The 17,944-nt window shown below is 74.4% G+C and carries 18 protein-coding genes and 1 pseudogene; 7 read left to right on the top strand and 12 right to left on the bottom strand.

Features of this window, described 5'->3' with window-relative positions:
- Window positions 1–518, bottom strand: a pseudogene (locus AC2YHB_RS16730) (hypothetical protein); the annotation flags it as partial.
- Window positions 515–1,330 (bottom strand): PP2C family protein-serine/threonine phosphatase, encoded by an 816-nt coding sequence (locus AC2YHB_RS16735; protein WP_179650575.1) that lies wholly within the window; start codon window positions 1,328–1,330, stop codon window positions 515–517. The pseudogene AC2YHB_RS16730 and the gene AC2YHB_RS16735, both read right to left, overlap by 4 nt.
- A 177-nt stretch (window positions 1,331–1,507) precedes the next feature.
- Between AC2YHB_RS16735 and AC2YHB_RS16740 the strand changes: the two genes are divergently transcribed.
- On the top strand, window positions 1,508–1,879 hold the full coding sequence (locus AC2YHB_RS16740; RefSeq protein ID WP_036542003.1) for an FKBP-type peptidyl-prolyl cis-trans isomerase: 372 nt from the start codon (window positions 1,508–1,510) through the stop codon (window positions 1,877–1,879).
- Window positions 1,880–1,885: 6 nt separating this feature from the next.
- Here the strand turns inward: AC2YHB_RS16740 and AC2YHB_RS16745 are convergent, their stop codons facing one another.
- From AC2YHB_RS16745 to AC2YHB_RS16755, 3 genes are all read right to left on the bottom strand, one after another.
- Window positions 1,886–2,095, bottom strand: coding sequence for an RNA-binding S4 domain-containing protein (locus AC2YHB_RS16745; RefSeq protein WP_487354344.1), 210 nt, complete (start codon window positions 2,093–2,095; stop codon window positions 1,886–1,888).
- 166 nt (window positions 2,096–2,261) lie between these two features.
- The gene (locus tag AC2YHB_RS16750; protein WP_487354303.1) at window positions 2,262–3,524 is read right to left on the bottom strand and encodes a DUF445 domain-containing protein; all 1,263 of its coding nucleotides are present in this window, start codon (window positions 3,522–3,524) and stop codon (window positions 2,262–2,264) included.
- Window positions 3,525–3,707: 183 nt separating this feature from the next.
- The gene (locus AC2YHB_RS16755) at window positions 3,708–5,132 is read right to left on the bottom strand and encodes an MFS transporter (RefSeq protein ID WP_487354304.1); all 1,425 of its coding nucleotides are present in this window, start codon (window positions 5,130–5,132) and stop codon (window positions 3,708–3,710) included.
- A gap of 77 nt (window positions 5,133–5,209) precedes the next feature.
- Between AC2YHB_RS16755 and AC2YHB_RS16760 the strand changes: the two genes are divergently transcribed.
- Both AC2YHB_RS16760 and AC2YHB_RS16765 read left to right on the top strand, forming a co-directional pair.
- Window positions 5,210–5,818: a TetR/AcrR family transcriptional regulator gene (locus AC2YHB_RS16760; RefSeq protein ID WP_487354305.1), complete on the top strand. Its 609-nt coding sequence runs from the start codon at window positions 5,210–5,212 to the stop codon at window positions 5,816–5,818.
- Window positions 5,818–6,465 carry a Pr6Pr family membrane protein gene (locus tag AC2YHB_RS16765; protein ID WP_487354306.1) on the top strand — a complete coding sequence of 216 codons (648 nt, stop codon included), beginning with the start codon at window positions 5,818–5,820 and terminating at the stop codon, window positions 6,463–6,465. Before AC2YHB_RS16760 ends, AC2YHB_RS16765 begins: the two co-directional genes overlap by 1 nt.
- Window positions 6,466–6,468: 3 nt before the next feature.
- On the opposite strand, the gene sigJ is transcribed toward AC2YHB_RS16765, so the two are convergent.
- The 5 genes from sigJ to AC2YHB_RS16790 form a co-directional block, all read right to left on the bottom strand.
- A complete protein-coding gene (gene sigJ, locus AC2YHB_RS16770; protein ID WP_487354307.1) occupies window positions 6,469–7,362 on the bottom strand; it encodes an RNA polymerase sigma factor SigJ in 894 nt (297 codons plus the stop codon).
- Window positions 7,355–8,098, bottom strand: coding sequence for an SDR family oxidoreductase (locus tag AC2YHB_RS16775; RefSeq protein WP_487354308.1), 744 nt, complete (start codon window positions 8,096–8,098; stop codon window positions 7,355–7,357). The genes sigJ and AC2YHB_RS16775 overlap by 8 nt, the downstream gene beginning before the upstream one ends.
- Before the next feature lie 47 nt (window positions 8,099–8,145).
- Window positions 8,146–10,299, bottom strand: a complete 2,154-nt coding sequence (locus AC2YHB_RS16780) for a DEAD/DEAH box helicase (protein ID WP_036541994.1) — start codon at window positions 10,297–10,299, stop codon at window positions 8,146–8,148.
- Window positions 10,300–10,504: 205 nt separating this feature from the next.
- Complete coding sequence (locus tag AC2YHB_RS16785) at window positions 10,505–11,482, bottom strand: TIGR03086 family metal-binding protein (protein ID WP_487354309.1); 978 nt, start codon at window positions 11,480–11,482, stop codon at window positions 10,505–10,507.
- A 4-nt stretch (window positions 11,483–11,486) separates the two neighbouring features.
- Complete coding sequence (locus AC2YHB_RS16790; protein ID WP_487354310.1) at window positions 11,487–11,858, bottom strand: ArsR/SmtB family transcription factor; 372 nt, start codon at window positions 11,856–11,858, stop codon at window positions 11,487–11,489.
- Between the two features lie 159 nt (window positions 11,859–12,017).
- Between AC2YHB_RS16790 and AC2YHB_RS16795 the strand changes: the two genes are divergently transcribed.
- Window positions 12,018–12,593 (top strand): hypothetical protein, encoded by a 576-nt coding sequence (locus tag AC2YHB_RS16795; protein WP_487354311.1) that lies wholly within the window; start codon window positions 12,018–12,020, stop codon window positions 12,591–12,593.
- 191 nt (window positions 12,594–12,784) lie between these two features.
- Here AC2YHB_RS16795 and AC2YHB_RS16800 read toward each other — a convergent pair whose 3' ends face one another.
- Window positions 12,785–13,948, bottom strand: coding sequence for an acyl-CoA dehydrogenase family protein (locus AC2YHB_RS16800; RefSeq protein ID WP_487354312.1), 1,164 nt, complete (start codon window positions 13,946–13,948; stop codon window positions 12,785–12,787).
- 141 nt (window positions 13,949–14,089) lie between these two features.
- Between AC2YHB_RS16800 and AC2YHB_RS16805 the strand changes: the two genes are divergently transcribed.
- Together AC2YHB_RS16805 and AC2YHB_RS16810 are read left to right on the top strand one after the other, a co-directional pair.
- The gene (locus AC2YHB_RS16805) at window positions 14,090–14,824 is read left to right on the top strand and encodes a winged helix-turn-helix transcriptional regulator (protein WP_487354313.1); all 735 of its coding nucleotides are present in this window, start codon (window positions 14,090–14,092) and stop codon (window positions 14,822–14,824) included.
- 21 nt (window positions 14,825–14,845) lie between these two features.
- Complete coding sequence (locus AC2YHB_RS16810; protein ID WP_487354314.1) at window positions 14,846–15,712, top strand: SDR family oxidoreductase; 867 nt, start codon at window positions 14,846–14,848, stop codon at window positions 15,710–15,712.
- Here the strand turns inward: AC2YHB_RS16810 and AC2YHB_RS16815 are convergent.
- Window positions 15,666–16,568, bottom strand: coding sequence for a LysR family transcriptional regulator (locus AC2YHB_RS16815; RefSeq protein ID WP_179650552.1), 903 nt, complete (start codon window positions 16,566–16,568; stop codon window positions 15,666–15,668). The two genes, AC2YHB_RS16810 and AC2YHB_RS16815, sit on opposite strands and share 47 nt — an antisense overlap.
- 83 nt (window positions 16,569–16,651) lie before the next feature.
- Here AC2YHB_RS16815 and AC2YHB_RS16820 point away from each other — a divergent pair, with 83 nt between their 5' ends.
- The gene (locus AC2YHB_RS16820; RefSeq protein ID WP_179650550.1) at window positions 16,652–17,821 is read left to right on the top strand and encodes a nuclear transport factor 2 family protein; all 1,170 of its coding nucleotides are present in this window, start codon (window positions 16,652–16,654) and stop codon (window positions 17,819–17,821) included.
- The last annotated feature ends 123 nt before the right edge of the window (window positions 17,822–17,944 follow it).

Genomic DNA, 17,944 nt, shown 5'->3' on the forward strand with positions numbered 1-17,944 from the left:
TCGACGGGCGCGGGCTCGACAGGCGCGGCCTCGACGGGCTCGGGAGCGGCGGCGGGCGCCGGGATCCGGACCGCGGCAGGCGCCGGGTCCTCGGCCTCCGCAGCGGGCACGGGGACCCAGGCCAGCCCGGCGCTGCGCACGACGCCGGCGGTGATCGGGAGGGTGGCACCGGCGAGCGGCGTACCGAACCGGGCGACCTCCACCGTGTCGCCGGGCGTGAGGGCGGCGGTGGCCTCGGTCCAGGTGGCGGCGTCGCGTCCCTCGACGGCGAAGCCGGCGATCCGCACGGCGAACCCGCCGCGGACCAGGACCCGCGCCTCGCTGCCGTCGACGCAGACGACCGCGAAGTCGGGCAGGTCGCCGAGCGCGCCCCGCGAGAGCGCCTCGACGACCTTCAGCGGGTCGATGTCGGCGCCGGCGAGCGGGACGAGGTCGGCGAGACGGTCGGCCGCCGCGAGGACGATGCCCTGCGGGGTGACGAGGGTGGCGAGCTCGCCGACGGCGTAGGACGCGCTCATGGCTGCACCGCCGGGAAGGGCTGGGTGCGCTCGGTCGCATGCTCGTCGCCGCCCTCGACGTCGACGACCACCACGGTGACGTTGTCGTGCCCGCCGGCGGCGACCGCGGCGTCGACCAGCGTGGCCACCACCTCGTCGGGCGGCAGCTGGCCGGTGAGGATGTGCACGAGTGCGGTGTCGGAGAGCTCCGAGGTCAGTCCGTCGGAGCACAGCAGCAGCCGCGACCCGGGCCCGGCGGGGACCAGGGAGAAGTCCGGCTCGGCGTCGGTGAGCGCGCCGATCGCACGGGTGATCACGTGCCGCTCGGGGTGGCCGATCGCCTCCTCGCGGGTGATCCGGCCGGCGTCGATGAGCTCCTGCACGACCGAGTGGTCCTTGGAGATCTGCTCGAGCACGCCGTGGGCGTAGGAGTAGGCGCGGGAGTCACCGAGGTTGGCGACCAGCCAGTAGCCGTGCCCGTCCTGGAGGACGTACGCCGCCGCCACGAGCGTGGACCCGGGCGCCGTGGTGAACTCGGCGGCCAGCGCGGAGACGCGCACCTGCGCCGCGGCGATCGCCGCCTCGACGTCACCGGGCTCGACGCGCGCGCGGGCGGACAGCGGCTCGAACGCCTCGACGACCAGCCGGCTGGCGACGTCGCCGCGGGCGTAGCCGCCCATGCCGTCGGCGACCAGGAAGACGGGCGGGGCGACCAGCGAGGAGTCCTCGTTGACGGTCCGGATCCGGCCCGGGTGGCTGCCGGCGGAGTAGACGAGCCGGGTCGAGCCACCGGGGACAGGCCACGACTCGACGCCCGTCGTGTTGACCCGCACCACTACCCCCGAGAACGACCCCTGCCCCACCCCTCCCATCCAGAAGTGGGGACGCTGGCCCGCAGCGTATCGCGGACCCGGCCGCCTCCGGGCGGCAATGGCGCCAGATCCGGGCACGCCACCGGGTGGCGCAGGCCACGCCGCGGGGCGGCGTCGGGCACGCCGTAGGCTTGCGGGATGAGCCAGAAGCCCGAGATCGACTTCGTCGACCCCACCCCGCCCACCGACCTCGTCATCACCGACCTCACCGTCGGCGACGGCGCCGAGGCGACCTCCGGCAGCACCGTGTCGGTGCACTACGTCGGCGTCGCCCTGTCCACCGGCGAGGAGTTCGACGCGTCGTACAACCGCGGCACCCCGCTGGACTTCCGCCTCGGCATCGGCCAGGTCATCCAGGGCTGGGACACCGGCGTGCAGGGCATGAAGGTCGGCGGCCGCCGCCAGCTCGTGATCCCGCCGCACCTGGGCTACGGCGACCGTGGCGCCGGCGGCGTGATCAAGCCGGGCGAGACGCTGATCTTCGTCGTGGACCTGCTGGCTGTTCGCTGACCCGTCTCACCAGGGCAGGTTGTCCGGGGCGTCGCCGTCGGCGACCCGGGCAGCCTGCCCCTCCAGCACCACCACGTCGCCCACGCGCAGCTGGCGCCCGCGACGGGTCTCGACCTCGCCGTTGACCTGGACCAGCCCGTCGGCGATGACCGGCTTCGCGTCGGCACCCGACTCGACCAGGTTGGCGAGCTTGAGGAACTGACCCAGCCGGATCACCTCGTCGCGGATCGCGACGTCGACGGGCACCGGGCCCTCGGGCTCGATGGGGTCGGGGTCCTTGCGCTTCCGGCCGAACATGGCCATCAGTGAACCAGCACCCGTCTGGATCGACTGATTTGCGGCGAGCGGAGCGTGCCCACATGGGGCGCCACGCCGGCGGAAATCAGTGGATCCAGACGGAGATCGCGTGGATCAGCAGGCCCACCAGGCCGCCGACGATCGTGCCGTTGATCCGGATGAACTGCAGGTCGCGGCCGACGTGCAGCTCGATGCGCTGCGCCGCCTCCTTGCCGTCCCAGCGCTCGATCGTGTGCGTGATGACCGCGGTCAGCTCGGTGCCGTAGCGCTCGACGGCGAAGACCGCGGCGTCGGCGGCCATCCGGTCCATCCGCTCGCGCAGCGGGGCGTCGGAGCGCAGCCGCGCCGAGGCCGCCTCGACCTCGACGAGCAGCCGGCGTCGTACGGCGCCCTGCGGGTCGTCGAGCGAGGTCAGCAGCGCCTTGCGGAGCGCCTTCCACAGCGTGACGGCCGTGCCGATCACCGCGGGGTGCTCGAGCACGCGCTCCTTGAGCCGGTCGGCCCGCGCCTGGGTGTCCGGGTTCTCCAGCAGGTCGTCCGAGAGCCGCTCGAGCATCGAGTCGAGCGCGCGGCGGGCCCGGTGGTCGGGGGTGTCGCGGATCTCGGCCATCCAGCGCACCATCTCGAGGTGGGCGCGGTTGATGACATAGGTGTTGACGCTGTCCGGCGCCCACCAGGGCGCCCGCTCCCCCAGCACCTCGTGCACCGTGTCGGGGTTGGCGACCAGCCAGTCGTGCATCTCCTCCAGCATCAGGTCGACGACGCCGTGGTGGAGGTTGTCCTCGAGGGCCTCGGCGAGCAGCCCGCCGAGGAGCGGGGCGATCGGCTCCTCCCGGAAGCGCGGCACCAGGGCCTCGTTGACGAGCGCCTCGATGTGGTCGTCGCGGACCTTGCCGAGCGCGACCGCAGCGACCTCCGCGACCTCGGTGACCACCCGCTCGGCGTTGGCCGGCACCGCGAGCCAGTCCGCCACCCGCTGCGCGATCTGCACGCCGAGCACCCGCTCGCGGATGATGTCGGCCTGCAGGAAGTTCTCCCCGACGAACTGCTCGAGACCCTTGCCGAGGTCGTCCTTGCGCTTGGGGATCAGCGCGGTGTGCGGGATCGGCAGCCCGAGCGGGTGCTTGAACAGCGCGGTGACCGCGAACCAGTCCGCGATCGCGCCGACCATCGACGCCTCGGCGCCCGCGTTGACGAAGCCCCAGGCACCGTCGCGGCCGAGCGTGGCGGCGTACACGGCGGCGGCGAGGAGCAGCAGCGAGACGGCGACCGTACGCATCCGGCGCAGGGCCGATCGGCGGACCTCGTCGGCGGACGGGTCGGACGGGATCAGCGGGCCGGCGGACACGCGGCCATCCTTGCGCATGAACGGAAGCGGGGCGGCTCCGGTCTCGGGCCGGAGCCGCCCCTGCGCGTGTCGCGAAACCCCCCAGTCACCGCAGCCACGCACTCCGATCAACGACCGGGGAACGGCGAGGTTCCGGGTACCCGTGATGTCTTGTCACGGACATGTGACCGGATCTGAGACTGGTCACCTGTCCGCTCGGCGGGCGGGCACCAGGGCGGCCAGGAGGACCCCGGCGAAGGCGGCCGCGGCGCCCACGACGAAGCAGATCCGGAAGGCGCTCTCGTCGGGGATCTCGTAGCCGCCGAGGCTGGTCGTCGAGGACGTCAGGATGGCCGCCATCACGGCGGAGGAGACACTCGTGCCGATGGAGCGCATCAGGCCGTTGATGCCCACGCCCGAGCCGGCCTCGCTCAGCGGGACGGACTCGAGGATGAGGGTCGGCATGGCGGCGTACCCGATCCCGATGCCGGCCGAGGTGATGCAGTTGGACACCAGGAGCTGCCACGGGGCGTCGGTCAGGAAGATCGCGAACACGTAGCCCAGGCCGAGCACCGTGGCGCCCACCATCAGCGTCCGGCGGGCGCCGACCAGGCGGATCAGCCGACCCGACACGGGCGAGAAGGCCATCATCACCAGGCCACCGGGCGCGAGCCAGAGGCCCGTCTCGAGCAGGCTCTGCCCCAGGCCGTAGCCGGTGGCCTCCGGCGACTGCAGGAGCCGGGGTACGACGATCGCCTGGGCCATCATCCCGAAGCCGATCGCGATCGCGGCGACGTTCGTGAGCAGCACCGGGCGGCGGGCGGTGACCCGCAGGTCGCACAGCGGGTCGGCGACGCGCAGCTCGTAGCTGCCCCAGGCGACGAGGACGACGACGGCAGCGGCGACGAGGCCGAGGGTGCGCCCGTGGGCCCAGCCCCAGTCGTTGCCCTTCGACACCGCGACGAGCAGCGCGACCAGGCCGACCGCCAGGCCCACCGCACCGACGGCGTCGAAGCGGCCGGGCACGGCGTCGCGCACGTGCGGCACGAGCAGCACGACGGCCGCGGCGACGAGCGCCGCGAGGCCGGTCGAGACCCAGAACAGGGTGTGCCAGCTGAAGTCCTGCACGATCCATGCCGACAGCGGCAGGCCGATCGCACCACCGACGCCGAGCGTGGCGCTCATCGCGGCCATGCCGGTCGCCGCGAACTGCGGCGGCACGACCTCGCGCATCAGCGCGATGCCGACGGGGATGAAGCCCATCGCGAGGCCCTGCAGCATGCGGCCGGCCAGCATCGGGGCGAGCGAGCTGCTCAGCGCGCAGACGAGCGAGCCGAGCACGAGCAGCGAGGAGCTGACCACGAGCACGCGCTGCTTGCCGAACAGGTCGCCGAGGCGCCCGGAGATCGGCATCGAGACGGCGCCGGCGACGAGGGTCGCGGTGACCACCCACGACGCGTTGGCCTCGCTCGTGCGCAGCAGCATCCCGAGCTGGCCCTGGATCGGGATGACCATCGTCTGGGTCAGCGACACGACCAGTCCACCGAGGCACAGGACGGCGACGGTCAGCAGGGGCGACCCGGTGCGGCCACCGGTCGCGGCACTCGCCGCAGGCGCAGTAGTTGTCACGGTCAACCAGTCAACGGCGTTGACCGAAGGGCTGTCAACACCGTTGACCGGGCTGGTCGATGCCCTACGGTTGCGGTGTGACCAAGACCTCCTCCCCCGACCGTCCGGCCCCGCCGGACGAGCGCCAGCTGCGGCCGGCGGGGCGGGCCACGCGGGCCGCGATCGAGGAAGCCGCCCGGCGGCTGTTCGCCGAGCGCGGGTTCGACGCGTCGGTCCGCGCGATCGCCCACGAGGCGGGCGTCGATCCCGCCCTGGTCATCCGGCACTTCGGGTCGAAGGAGGCGCTCTTCCTGCGCTGCGTCGACACCTCCACCGGCATCGGGACGGTCCTCGACGGACCACTGGAGACCGTCGGGCGTCGATTGGTCGCCTACTTCCTCGAGCCCGGCCGTCCGCTGCTCCGCCAGCGCTACCTCGCCCTCGCCCAGGCCGCCCACCTCGACCAGGTCCGCGAGGAGATGAACCGCCACACGGCCGAGACCTATGTCGCCGCGCTCGCGCCCCGGCTGACCGGCCCCGACCGTGAGCTGCGGGTCGCGCTGGCGGTCGCCCAGCTCGGCGGCCTGCTCAACCTCGTCTTCCGGCAGGAGGACCCCCTCGTCACGGCCGCCGACACGGACCGCGTCGTCGCGCTGTACGGCGACGCGATCCAGCACCTGCTCACCCCCGACGCCGAGGGACCCTGATGCGCGGCGCGCGCGGCTGGCACGTGCTCACGGCCGCGGTCACCGTGGCGGCCGTGGTCCTCCAGCTGGTCCTCGTCGTGCAGGGCGGGCGGGTGCTCGACGAGGTCGAGCCCCCGGGCCTCGGCCTCCGGCTGGCCCGCTTCGTCGCCTACTTCACGATCCAGAGCAACATCCTGGTCGCGGTCGCCACCACCCTGCTCGCGCTCTCCCCCGACCGCGACGGCGCCGCCTTCCGGGCGCTGCGCCTCGCCGCCACCGTCGGCATCACGGTCACCGGGCTGGTGCACTTCTTCCTGCTCCGCCCGCTGCTCGACCTCGCCGGAGCCGACTGGGCCGCCGACAAGCTGTTGCACATGGTCGTCCCGGTGCTGGCCGTCGTGGGCTGGTTCGCGTTCGGCCCGCGCCCGCGCGTCGACGGCCGGGCGGTCGCCGTGGCCTTCGCGTGGCCGATCGCCTGGCTGGCCGTCACCCTCGCCGTCGCCGGCGCGACCCGGTGGGTCCCCTACCCGTTCCTCGACTTCCGCGCCGAGGGCTGGGCGCACGTCGCCGTCGTCTGCATCGGCATCACCGTGCTGTTCAGCGTGCTCATCGCCGGCTTCCGGTACGCCGACCGGCAGCTCACGACCCAGCCGGCGACCACCGGCTGAGGCTCATCGCCGGTCGGCGGCCGCGAGCTTCGCCGGCGCGCGCACGATGTCGACCCGCGCCACCCGCCCGGCCCGGGCGGTCAGCACCACCAGCGAGGTGAGCACGCCGCCCTGGCGGATCCCGATGGCGGGCAGACCGTTGGCGAGGAGCAGGTCGACCTCGGCCTGCTGGTCGACGTACTTCGCGACGATGCCGAGGACGTAGCGCGCCGCACGGTCGGCGCCGAGCACCGGACGACGGGCCGCGCTGACGACGCCGCCACCGTCCGAGGTGACGACGACGTCGGGGTCGAGGGTCGCCACGAGCGCCTGGAGGTCGCCACCGGCCGCCGCCGCGAGGAAGCGTCCGAGGACCTCCTCGTGGGCCGTCCGGTCCACCTCGAAGCGCGGTCGCTGCGCGGCGAGGTGGGCGCGCGCCCGGGACGCGAGTTGGCGCACGGCCGCCGGTGTCCGACCGACCACCGAGGCGATCTCGGGGAAGCCCATGCCGAAGACGTCGTGCAGCACGAACGCGGTCCGCTCCGCCGGCGAGAGCGCCTCCAGGACGACCAGGAGTGCGTACCCGACGGTCTCGTCGAGGGTGACCCGGTCGACCGGGTCGGCGGTCTCGGCGGCCGTGACCACGAAGGGCTCCGGGAGCCACGGGCCTACGTAGGCCTCCCGCCGTACCCGCGCGGAGCGGAGCACGTCGGTGGCGGCCCGCGCGACCGCGACCGTCAGCCATGCCGTGACGTCGCGGACCGGCTCACGGGCGTCGGCGTCGACGAGCCGGGTCCAGCAGTCGGCGACGACGTCCTCCGCCTCGGCGCGCGAGCCGAGGATCGCGTAGGCGACGCGCACCATGCGGGGCCGCAGGGCGTCGTACGCGGTGGCGAGCTCGTCGCTGCGCTCAGGCACCCGTCGCCCACTCCTCGAAGGTCTGCCGGCCGAGCGTCGCGCCCGGCCCCGGCAGCAGTCCGCCGCCCTTGACCTGGCGGCCGGCAGCCCCCGCCATCGGAAGCGGTACGACGACGCGCCGCTCCCCGCGCCGGCGCAGCTCCGCGCGCACCAGCCGGTCCATCCGCTCCGGCCGCGGGCCGCCGAGCTCGCGCGTGGCGTGCTGCGGCTCACCGAGGGCGGTCGCGACCAGCAGGGCGGCCACCTCCGCGGCCGCGACCGGCTGGCTCAGCATCCGCGGGGCCAGCGCGAACGGGCCGGGACTGCGGTCGACGAGCTGGCCGGCGAACTCGTGGAACTGCGTCGCGCGCGCGATCGTCCACGGCACCGGGCCGGCCGTGACAAGCTCCTCCTGGCGTCTCTTGCCGAGGTAGTAGGGCAGGTCGACGACGTCGCAGCCGACGATCGAGAGCGCGACGTGGTGGCGCACCCCCGCCCGCTCCCCGGCCTGCAGCAGGTGCCGGGTCGCGGCCTCGAAGAAGGCGACCGACACCTTGCCGCTCATGGTCTCGACGTTGCTGGCGTCGACGACCGCGTCGACGCCCGCCAGGGCCTCGTCGAGGCCGGCGCCCGTCGTCAGGTCGACGCCCGCGGACCGGGCGACCACGACCGGGGTCGCGCCGGCCCGTCGTACCTCGTCGACGACCAGCCGGCCGACCAGTCCCGTCCCACCTGCCACTGCGATGCGTGTGCTCATGACAGGTGGACGGGACAGCGGCGGGAAGTGTGACATCGCCCGGACCGTCAGTCCCCGCGCGCCTCCAGCGCCGCGGTCAGCAGCGCCGCCAGCGCCTCGGTCTGCAGGTCGATCGCACCGCCCTCGACCTCCTCGCCGGCACCGTCGAGGGCGCGGGCGGCGAGCCCGGCCTTCTTGTCGATGAGCTCGGCGATGCGGGTGTCGAGGGTCTGGGTCGCGATCACGCGCCAGGCGGTGACCGGCTCGGCCTGGCCGATGCGGTGGACCCGGTCGATGGCCTGGGTCTGCTCGGCGTCGGTCCACGACAGCTCCGCGAGCACCAGGTTGGAGGCGACCTGCAGGTTGAGGCCGACGCCGGCGGCGGTCAGCGAGCAGACCGCGATCTGCACCTCCGGGTCGTTCACGAACGCGTCGATCGCCTTCTGGCGCGCGGTCGAGGACTGGTCGCCGCGGATCGAGGTGAACTTGATGCCGCGCTCGGTGAAGGTCCTCTCCGCCTGGTCCATCACGTCGATGTGCTTGGCGAAGAAGACGACCTTGCCGACGTTGCGGGCCAGCTGGGCGGTGTAGTCGGCCGCGAGACCGGCCTTCGCCTGACCGATCCGGCGCATCATCATGAAGACGTTCTCGCCGGTCTTGGTCGAGTTGTCCTCGCGCTCCCAGCCCGCGACCTGGCGGACCAGGTGGCGGTCGATGCCCTCGACGACGGCTCCGGCTCGACGCGTGGACAGTGCGGCGTCGTACCTCTCGACCATGCGGCGGGCGAGCTCCTGCTCGGCCTTGCGGATCGAGCGGCCGGCCTCGCCCTCCAGCTCGACGGGCATGTCGGCGACGCGGCGGGCGGGGATGTCGGCGGCGACGTCGATCTTGCGGCGGCGCACGATGCCCTCGTCGATGACGGCGCGTCGGGCCGCGGGGTAGAAGGCCGGGTCGGCCGGGGTCAGCCCGGTCTCCTCCAGCGCCTCCATCAGGCTGCCCTGCGGGACGACGTCGTCGATCCAGCCGAGGAACTGCCAGATCGCGCGGAAGTCCTCGATGTCGTTGATCAGCGGGGTGCCGGTCAGCGCCATCATCAGCGGCCGGGCGACGCGGGCGCGGATCCGGTTGGAGATCTCCAGGACGTTCTGCGAGCGCTGGGAGGTCTTGTTCTTGATGTAGTGCGCCTCGTCGACGATCATCCCGCGGAAGCCGTGGGTGCCGAGCCAGCCGACGTGGCGGTCGAGGATCTCGTAGTTGACGACGAACACGTCGGCGAAGCCGTCCGCGTCGTCACCGTCGCCGTGGAGCACCGTCGCCTTGCGGTGCGGCGTCCAGATCTCGACCTCGCGCGCCCAGTTGGTCTTGACGACGTTGGGGACGACGGCGAGCAGCGGGAACGCGCCCGCCGCCTCGGCGGCCAGCAGCGCCTGGGCGGTCTTGCCGAGGCCGGGCTCGTCGGCGAGCAGGTAGGTGCGGTGGCCCAGCGCTGCCGAGCCGATGAGCTGCGCCTGGTGGTGCATCAGCTCGCGCCCGACCGGGCCGTGCAGCCCGGTGAGGTTGGTGAGCTGGTCGGCGTCGGGCAGCGGCATGCACGCCGGGGCGTCGGGCGCCGCGCGCTCGAAGGACCGGAAGAGCGGCTCCAGCAGCTCCCAGCCGGCCAGCCGGCGCGGGCGGACCTTGGCCCGTGCGTGCTCGAAGTCGGGGGCGAGGAAGGGGTTGGCGAGCTGGCGCGCCTGCACCGACTGCGGGATGACCCGCTTCTCGAGCAGGGCCGCCGTCTCGGGGTCGACCGTCACGGGCACCGGCTCGGGCTCGGGCTCGTCGACACCGGCCTTGCGGAGCAGCTCGCGGCGCATGGCCTTCGCCGACTCCGACATCTCGGCGTTCTCGTCGAGCAGCGTGAAGAGCGTGCTGTCGCGGGCCGCGGTCTGGGCGAGGATCGTCGCGATCCCGTCGAGGCGCTTGAGCTCCTCGCCGCGGCGGCTGTCGGAGAGGTCCGGGTCGTTCTTCACCCGCGCCCGCTCCTCGCGGGCGAGCAGGGCCACGACCTGGAACTTCGCGCGCACCTCCGGCATCGCCGATCGGCGCGCGACGGCCGCCTCGACCTCGCGCACGGCGCGCGCGAGCTGCGGGATGATGCCCTCCTCGTTGCGACGCGTCCGCGCCGCCTGCGGGTTGTTGCGCCGCTGCTGCGTCGCTCCCCGCTGGCCTCCTCGAGCCACAGGTGTCCTTCCCATCGCGAACAGCGCCGCGAGGTCTTCATCGCAAGGTCGGTCGACGACGGCTCGCGCTGCTGCGGGAGGGCGCCGATCGGGTGAACGTCACCGGGTGCCCGTCGTACGACGGCGTCCGGTGGTGCACCCAGAGTAGCGCACGGCCTCCCGCGGGGGTGACGCCGCGCACATCGCGGCGACCACCCCCGGGGATTCAGACCAGCGCCAGCGGCGTCCGACCCGTGTACGCCGCCAGCCGCGTGAGGGCATCGGCGTCCACCGGAGCCGGCGACTCCTCGGCGAAGGCACGGCCCCGGGCACCGGGGACGACCCGCTCGGCGAGGCCTGCGACGTAGGTGACGAGCTCGTCGCTGACCGTGATGACGGCGCCGGTCGCCTGTGCGAAGTCCCACGCGTGGACCAGCAGCTCGAGGGCCACGATCCCGGCGAGGACCGGCGCGGGGGCCTCCCCGAACGGGCTGCGCGCCATGCCGTCGAGGCCGCGGCGGCGCCAGGCCTCGACCACCTCGGCGGCGAGGACCGCGACGCGGTCCTCCGCGTCGGCGCCCTCGGGCCGGGTGAGCTCGGCCTCGGCCATCGCACCGAGGTCGACGAGGGTGTCGAGCAGGTGCTCGGTCAGCTCGCCGACGGTGAACTCCGAGCACGGGGTCGCCCGGTCGCCGTCGCCGGGACCGACCTGGCGCAGCACGTGCTGGAGCACGGCGAGGGCCGCCTCGGCGGCGACCAGCTCGTCGATCGGGTCGGGCGCGGCAGCCCAGTCGTCGGGGCCCGCGTCGCCCTCGGCCGCGGCGACCTCGAGCCGGCCGAGGAAGTGGTCCCAGCCCTCCGCGTGGCTGGCCTCCTGCTCCACGTCGAGGCCCTCGTGCACGAGCGTGACCGTGGAGCCGTCACCGGCGGGCTCGACGGTCACCGTGACGGTCCCGAGCGAGCCCTCGGCTCCCGGCATCAGGTCCCAGCCCCAGTCGAGGACGACCCGGCGGCCGGGCTCGACCTCACGGACGGTGCCGCCGGCGACATTGCCCGGCGTGACGGTCCAGCGCCAGGCCCCACCGGCGCGCAGCTCGAGCCGCGCGGTGACGGCCATCCAGCGCCGCAGGCGCTCGGGCTGGGTGACGAGGGCGAAGGCCTCGTCGGCAGGGACGGGCAGGGACACGGTCTTCGCGTAGGTCATGGCTTCACTCCTGGCTGTCGGGGTCGTGGCTGTCGGGGTCGTGGCTGTCGGGGGCACGGGTGGGCGGGTGCGCACCGGCGCGGTGGAGCTCGTCGGCGTCGGCGACCAGCAGGTCGAGCTCGGCGGTCCAGAACCGGTCGATCTCGGCCTGGAGCCGGCGCAGCCCGTCGGGCACGACCCGGTAGAAGCGCTGCCGGCCGGACTTCTCGGCGGTGACCAGCCCGGCCTCGGCGAGGACGAGCAGGTGCTGGCTGATCGCCGAGCGGGTCACCGGGAACTGCCCGGCCAGCTCGGTGACGCTCTGCGGACCGCTCGCCAGCAGCTGCAGCAGGCGGCGCCGGTTGGGCTCCGCTGCGGCGCTGAGGGGGTCGGTCACGTCGTACACGTTAGTCAGCACTAACGCGTTAGTCAACACTGACGCGTTCCGTGGGCACTCACAGGCTCCTCCCAGCCGTGGCGCAGCGCTCCCCCAGCCGCCGTCGGCACCGTCGAGGCAGGTCCCCCAGCGAGGCGGGACAGAGACAAGGAGACCGAGATGACCACGTACCGCACCCGCGCCGCGGCCCTGCTCGCCGCCGGCGCCGTCGCCGGCGGCGTGACCGCCGCCAGCCTGTCCGCCCACGCCGCGGACGACACGGGCACCACCTCCGACTCGTCCAGCGCCACCGCGGGCGAGCCCGGTCCCGGCGGCCCCGGCGGCCCCGGCGGCCCCGGTGGACACGGCCGCGGCGGTCCCGTGGACGCCGCGGCCCTCGCGAAGGCCCTCGGCGTCAGCGAGGACAAGGTGTCCGACGCCCTCGACGCCGTCCGCGACGAGCTGAGGCCGGACGCCGACAGCAGGCCCGCCGACGGCGAGCAGCCGACACCGCCGACCGACGAGGAGCGCGCCGAGCGGGAGGCGGCGTTCGTGACCGCGCTGGCCGAGGAGCTCGGCATCGACGAGGACAAGGTGTCCGACGCGCTGGAGACCCTGCGCGCAGCCGCCAGGGCGGAGCACCGCACCGAGCTCTCCGACCGCCTGGACCAGGCGGTCGACGACGGTGACCTGACCGCCGCCGACAAGGCGTCGGTGCTCAAGGCGTTCGACGCCGGGGTCCTCGGCGGCCGCTAGGCCACGAACCGCCGACTCGACGCGCGAAACCGCCAACTCGACGCGCGAAACCGCCAACTCGACGCGCGAAACCGCCAACTCGACGGGCGGAAGCGCCAACTCGGCGGGCGGGCCGGGCCGCCGCTACCCCACGTCGCGGCGGCCCGGCCGGTGCTCCCGGTGCTCTCGGTACTCCCGGTGCTCCGGGGTGCTCAGGCCTCCGTGCCGAGGGCGTCGCGGCCGAGCGCGAGGAGGGTGTCCTCCGGGGTGAACGGGTGGAACTTGACCGCACGGATGTCGCGGTAGGCCCGCTCGATGACCGAGCCCTTGAAGAAGGCGGGGCCGCCGGCGACCTCCATGGCGAGGTCGCAGACCTCGAGCCCCGCTCGGGCGACCTCGGCCTTGGCGGCCATCACGGCGAGCACGGTGTCGTACGACGGCGTCGGGTCGTCGCCGACGAGTGCGAGCGCTCCGTCGAGGGCCCAGCCGGCGACCTGGAGCCGCGAGCGCATCACGCCGACCTGGCGCTGCGCGCTGGGGTCCGAGGCGCGGCGCGAGGCGGCGGCCACCGCGGCGTCGTACGCGGCCTCGGCGACGCCGAGGTAGGCGCCGGTCACGATGGGGAACGCGATGCTCGAGATGACCTGCAGCGGCGGGTCGAGGACACCCCACGGCCGGTTGGCCAGGACCTTCTCCTCGGGCACGAACACGTCGACGAGGTCGATGTCGTTGCTGGCGGTGCCGCGCATGCCGAGGGTGTCCCAGTTGTCGGCGACGGTGACGCCCTCGGACGCGAACGGGACGGCCATGTTGAGCACGCGGCGCCCCTGCTCGGGGTCGTCGAAGCAGAACATCGTCGACATCACCGCACCCTGCTCGGACTGGCTGGCGAAGCGCTTGCGGCCGGTGACGCGGTAGCCGCCGTCGACCTTCACGGCATCGCCGTGCGGGTGCGTGTAGTCGCCGCCGCCGGTGGAGACGAGGAGGATCTGCTCCTCCGCCACGCGGCGCAGGGTCGCCTCGGCGCCCGGCAGGCCGCGGCGGTAGCGCCACGCCGTGAACGCCACGACGTGCTGGTGCATGGCGCTGGCCAGGGCGGTCGAGCCGCAGTGGTGGCCGAGCTCGCGCTGGAGCGCCGTCAGCTCGCGGACGGTGGCGCCGTCGCCGCCGAGCTCGACCGGGACGGCGGCCCGGAGCAGGCCGGCGGCGCGCAGCTCGTCGTACGCCTCGGACACGAAGCTGCCCTCGGCGTCGTGGCGGGCGGCGTGGGCGGCGATGCGGGGCCCGATCTCGCGGGCGCGCTCGAGCGGGGTCGTGGTGGTGGCCGTGCTGCTGGTGGGCTGTCCGGCCGTCTGGGTGGTGTCGGTGATCGTCATGCGTCCAATGTCCGCCGGGCGCGACGGCGCAACCAGTCCACATTCGTGACCTCGCCGGTTCGGATTCGCGACCTCGACAGCGCGCGCGACCAGAGGTTCCATTTGCTGGCGGCGGCCGCCGTGCCGGAGGACCATGGGCGCATGCCCGACTACGGCAACTACTGCCCCGTCTCGATGGCGTCCGAGGTGGTCGCGGACCGTTGGACGCCGCTCATCATCCGCGAGCTGGTGCTCGGCAACACCCGCTTCAACGACATCGCCCGCGCCCTGCCGGGCATCTCGCGCTCGCTGCTGGTGCAGCGGCTGCGGCACCTGGAGAAGCGCGGCGTGCTGGAGATGTGGCCGGCGCCGACCGGGCGCGGCAGCGAGTACCACCTCACGCCGGCCGGGCGCGACCTCGAGCGGGTCATCGACAGCCTCGGTCGCTGGGCGATCGAGTGGCTCTTCGAGGAGCTGCGGCCGCACGACGTGGCGCCCACGACGCTGATGTGGTGGATGCACCGCCGGGTCGACCACGAGCGGCTGCCGCCGGGCCGGACGGTGGTGGAGTTCCGGCACACCGCGCCCGACCCCGTCTCGATCTGGCTGGTCATGGCGCAGAGCGAGGTGTCCGTCTGCCTGCAGCACCCGGGCTTCGAGGTGGACGTCGAGGTGGCCGGTACGACGCCGGCGCTGGCCGACGTCTTCCAGGGCTACTGCTCGTGGGGCGAGGCGGTCGACGCCGGCCGGCTCGAGGTCGCCGGCCCGCCGCGCCTGGTCCGGGCGCTGCCGCGGTGGTTCCTGTGGAGCCCGTGGGCCGCCGTCACCCGCGAGCGGGCGGACCGGGCGGACCAGTCGGCGCAGTCGGAGCGGGAGGACCAGGTACCCGCCAAGTAGAACCTGTTCTAGAGTCGCTGCGTGGGTACCTACGCAGTCACCGGGTCCGCCTCCGGCATGGGCGCCGCCGTCGTCGAGCGGCTCCTCGCCGACGGCCACCGCGTCATCGGGGTCGACGTCAAGCAGGCCGACGTCACGGCCGACCTCTCCACGCCGGCCGGCCGACGCGCTGCCTCGGCGGCCGTGCTCGAGCTGGCGGGCGGCGTACTCGACGGGGCGGTGCTGGCCGCCGGGCTCGGACCCGCGCCCGGCCGTGACCGCGCGCGGCTGATCGCCGAGGTCAACGTGCTCGGCGTCGTCGAGCTGCTCGACGCCTGGCGGCCGGCGCTCGCGAAGGCCGACCGCGCCAAGGTCGTGGTCTTCTCCAGCAACTCCACGACGACGGTGCCGATGGTGCCGAAGCGGGTCGTCCGGGCGCTGCTCGAGGGCGACGTCGAGAGGGCGCTCGGTACGCTGCGGCTGCTCGGCAGGGCGGCGCCGACCTTCGCGTACGCCGCGAGCAAGGTCGCCGTCTCCCACTGGGTACGACGCCAGGCAGTCACCCGCGAGTGGGCGGGCGCGGGCATCCGGCTCAACGCGCTGGCCCCGGGCGCGATCATGACCCCGCTGTTGGAGCAGCAGCTCGCGACGCTGGCCGAGGCCAGGCGGATCCGGGCGTTCCCGGTGCCGATCGGCGGCTTCGGCGACGCGGGCCAGCTCGCGGCCTGGGTGGTCTTCATGCTCTCCGACGCGGCCGACTTCCTCTGCGGCAGCGTGGTCTTCGTCGACGGCGGCTCGGACGCATGGTTCCGCGCGACCGACTGGCCACGGCCGGTGCCGGCGCGGCGCGTGGGGCGCTATGTCAGCCGGATGAAGGAGTTCCGGACCCTGCGGCGAGCGCCGTCCTGAGCCTGCTGCGCAGCACCGCGGCCGGTCCGTCCGGGGCACTCCCCGCCCGCTCGGTCACGTAGATCCCCCGTGTCGGGGCGTCCGCGACGGCCACGGCGACGACGTCGCGCCGCAGCGCCGGGACCAGCAGGCCCGGCACGAGCGCGACCGCGTGGCCTGCGGCGACGAGGGCGGTCTTGCCGGCGAGGTCGGCGGCCGTGAGGTCGATCCGCGGCGCGAAGCCCGCCGTCGCGGCCGCCGCGCGGAGCAGCGCGGCCGAGCCCTCGTTGTCCTCGACCCAGGTGTCCTCGGCGAAGTCGGCGAGCCGGGGCCGGCGGCGCCCCCGGCGGCGGGTGGCCGCCGGATGGCCGGCAGCGACGACGACGCGCATGACGTCGTCACCGAGCCGGCGCCGCTCCAGGCGCGGATCCGCTGTCAGGCCCGGCGGCGCATCGGTGACGACGGCGAGGTCGAGCGCGCCGATCGCGACCTGCTCCTCCAGCTCGCCGGTGAGCGCGACGGTCAGCGACCACGCGGCGTCCAGCCCGCGCAGCGCCGCCGGGACGAGCCCGGCCGCGGCCGACGGCGTCGCCCCGACCGTCACGAGGCGACGTCCCTGCGCCGCCTCCCGCGCCGCGCGCACCGCGCGGTCGGCGGCCGCCACCACGACCTGCGCGTGGCGGCCGAAGGCCTCCCCCGCCAGCGTGGGTACGACGCCGCGCGGGCGGCGCTCGACCAGGGCCACCCCGACCTCCCGCTCCAGCGCGGCGACCTGCCGGGAGATGGCGGACTGCGTGTAGCCCAGCTCCAGCGCGGCCGCCGAGAGCGAGCCGAGGCGGCAGACCGCGAGGAAGGTGCGCCAGGTGACCGGGTCCACTCCCTCATGGTATGCGGTCCGCGCATGGCAGCACTGCCAGATCTGCGCTAGTCGCAGGGACAGCGCTCGTCCAGCATGGACCCATGCACGTCACCGTCCTCGGCCTCGGCCGGATGGGCGCCGCCATGGCCGCCCGCCTCGCCGACCGCGACCACACCGTCACCACCTGGACCCGATCCGGCCGGACCCTGCCGGGACTGGCCTCCGCCCCGACCGCGGCCGAGGCGGTCGCCGGCGCCGACCTCGTCCTGCTCTGCCTGTACGACGCCGCCGCCTGCCGCTCCGTGCTGGACTCCCTCAGCGGCGCGCTCCCCCACGACGCCGTGGTCGTGAACACCGCCACCGTCGGTCCGGACGAGGCCGCGGACCTGGCGGCCGCGCTCGGGCCGGCCTACCTGCACGCCCCGGTGATGGGCTCGACCCCGGCCGTCGCCGCCGGCGACCTCACCCTGCTCGCGGGCGTCCCCTCGCTGGCCGGGCCCGCCGCAGGGGTGCTCGCCGACCTCGGCGACGTCGTCCCGTGCGGCTCCCCCGCCCGGGCCGCCGCCGCCAAGCTGGTCGCCAACGGCGTGCTGGCCGGCGCGCTGCTGACCCTCCGCGACAGCCGCACCCGCGCCCGCGAGCTCGGCCTCGACGCCGCCCTGACCTGGCACGTCCTCGAGCGGACCTCGGTCGGTGGGCTGGTCCGCGCCAAGCGCCAGCGCCTGGACGCGGGCGACCTCGCCGGCGCCGACTTCACCGCCGGCGCCCTCGCCAAGGACGTCCGGCTCCTCGCCGGCCACGCCCCCTCCGCCGCCGGCCTGCTGGCCGAGACGGAGCGAGTCCCGCTCGCACCCGAGGACGACATCGCGGGCCTGGCCGCGCCGCGGCACGGGCTCACCCTCGCGCCCGGCGCCACCGCGCCACCCGAGGTGCTGGAGCCGCTGCTGGCCTATGTGGCGGGGCACGCGACCGGCGAGGCGTCGTACCACCGGGCGGCGTTCCTGCCGACCGCCCACGTCGAGGGTCTGCGCGACGGCGCCTTCGTCTCGTGGACGCTCGACGAGTTCTGCGCGCTCTTCACCGGCAAGCCCGCCGACGACGAGGCGGAGCGGTGGCGGCGGATCGAGCACCTGAGCACGTCCGGGAGCACCGGGACGGCGGTGCTGACGCTGCAGCATGGCGCGGACACCTTCACCGACGTGTTCGTGCTCCTGCGGGTCGACGGCGCGTGGCGGATCGCGAACAAGGCCTACCACCGCCGCTCCGGATGACGCCTTCTCGCGGTTGGTGACGGTTGCAGCCGTCAGCATGCGCAGGAATCCCCGGCCAGCCGGGGATTCCTGCATCCCGCACGCCCGTGACCCAGACCACCTGAAACTAGTTGCGCAACTAGT

The sequence above is a fragment of the Nocardioides sp. SRI_004 genome, assembly GCF_057586415.1.

What these genes read in the sequence shown, in the direction of transcription:
- AC2YHB_RS16820 (WP_179650550.1), top strand. Translation starts at nt 16,652, where the DNA reads ATGCACGTCACCGTCCTCGGCCTCGGCCGGATGGGCGCCGCCATGGCC.
- AC2YHB_RS16765 (WP_487354306.1), top strand. Translation starts at nt 5,818, where the DNA reads ATGCGCGGCGCGCGCGGCTGGCACGTGCTCACGGCCGCGGTCACCGTG.
- AC2YHB_RS16800 (WP_487354312.1), bottom strand. Translation starts at nt 13,948, where the DNA reads ATGACGATCACCGACACCACCCAGACGGCCGGACAGCCCACCAGCAGC.
- AC2YHB_RS16795 (WP_487354311.1), top strand. Translation starts at nt 12,018, where the DNA reads ATGACCACGTACCGCACCCGCGCCGCGGCCCTGCTCGCCGCCGGCGCC.
- AC2YHB_RS16740 (WP_036542003.1), top strand. Translation starts at nt 1,508, where the DNA reads ATGAGCCAGAAGCCCGAGATCGACTTCGTCGACCCCACCCCGCCCACC.
- AC2YHB_RS16805 (WP_487354313.1), top strand. Translation starts at nt 14,090, where the DNA reads ATGCCCGACTACGGCAACTACTGCCCCGTCTCGATGGCGTCCGAGGTG.
- AC2YHB_RS16775 (WP_487354308.1), bottom strand. Translation starts at nt 8,098, where the DNA reads ATGAGCACACGCATCGCAGTGGCAGGTGGGACGGGACTGGTCGGCCGG.
- AC2YHB_RS16785 (WP_487354309.1), bottom strand. Translation starts at nt 11,482, where the DNA reads ATGACCTACGCGAAGACCGTGTCCCTGCCCGTCCCTGCCGACGAGGCC.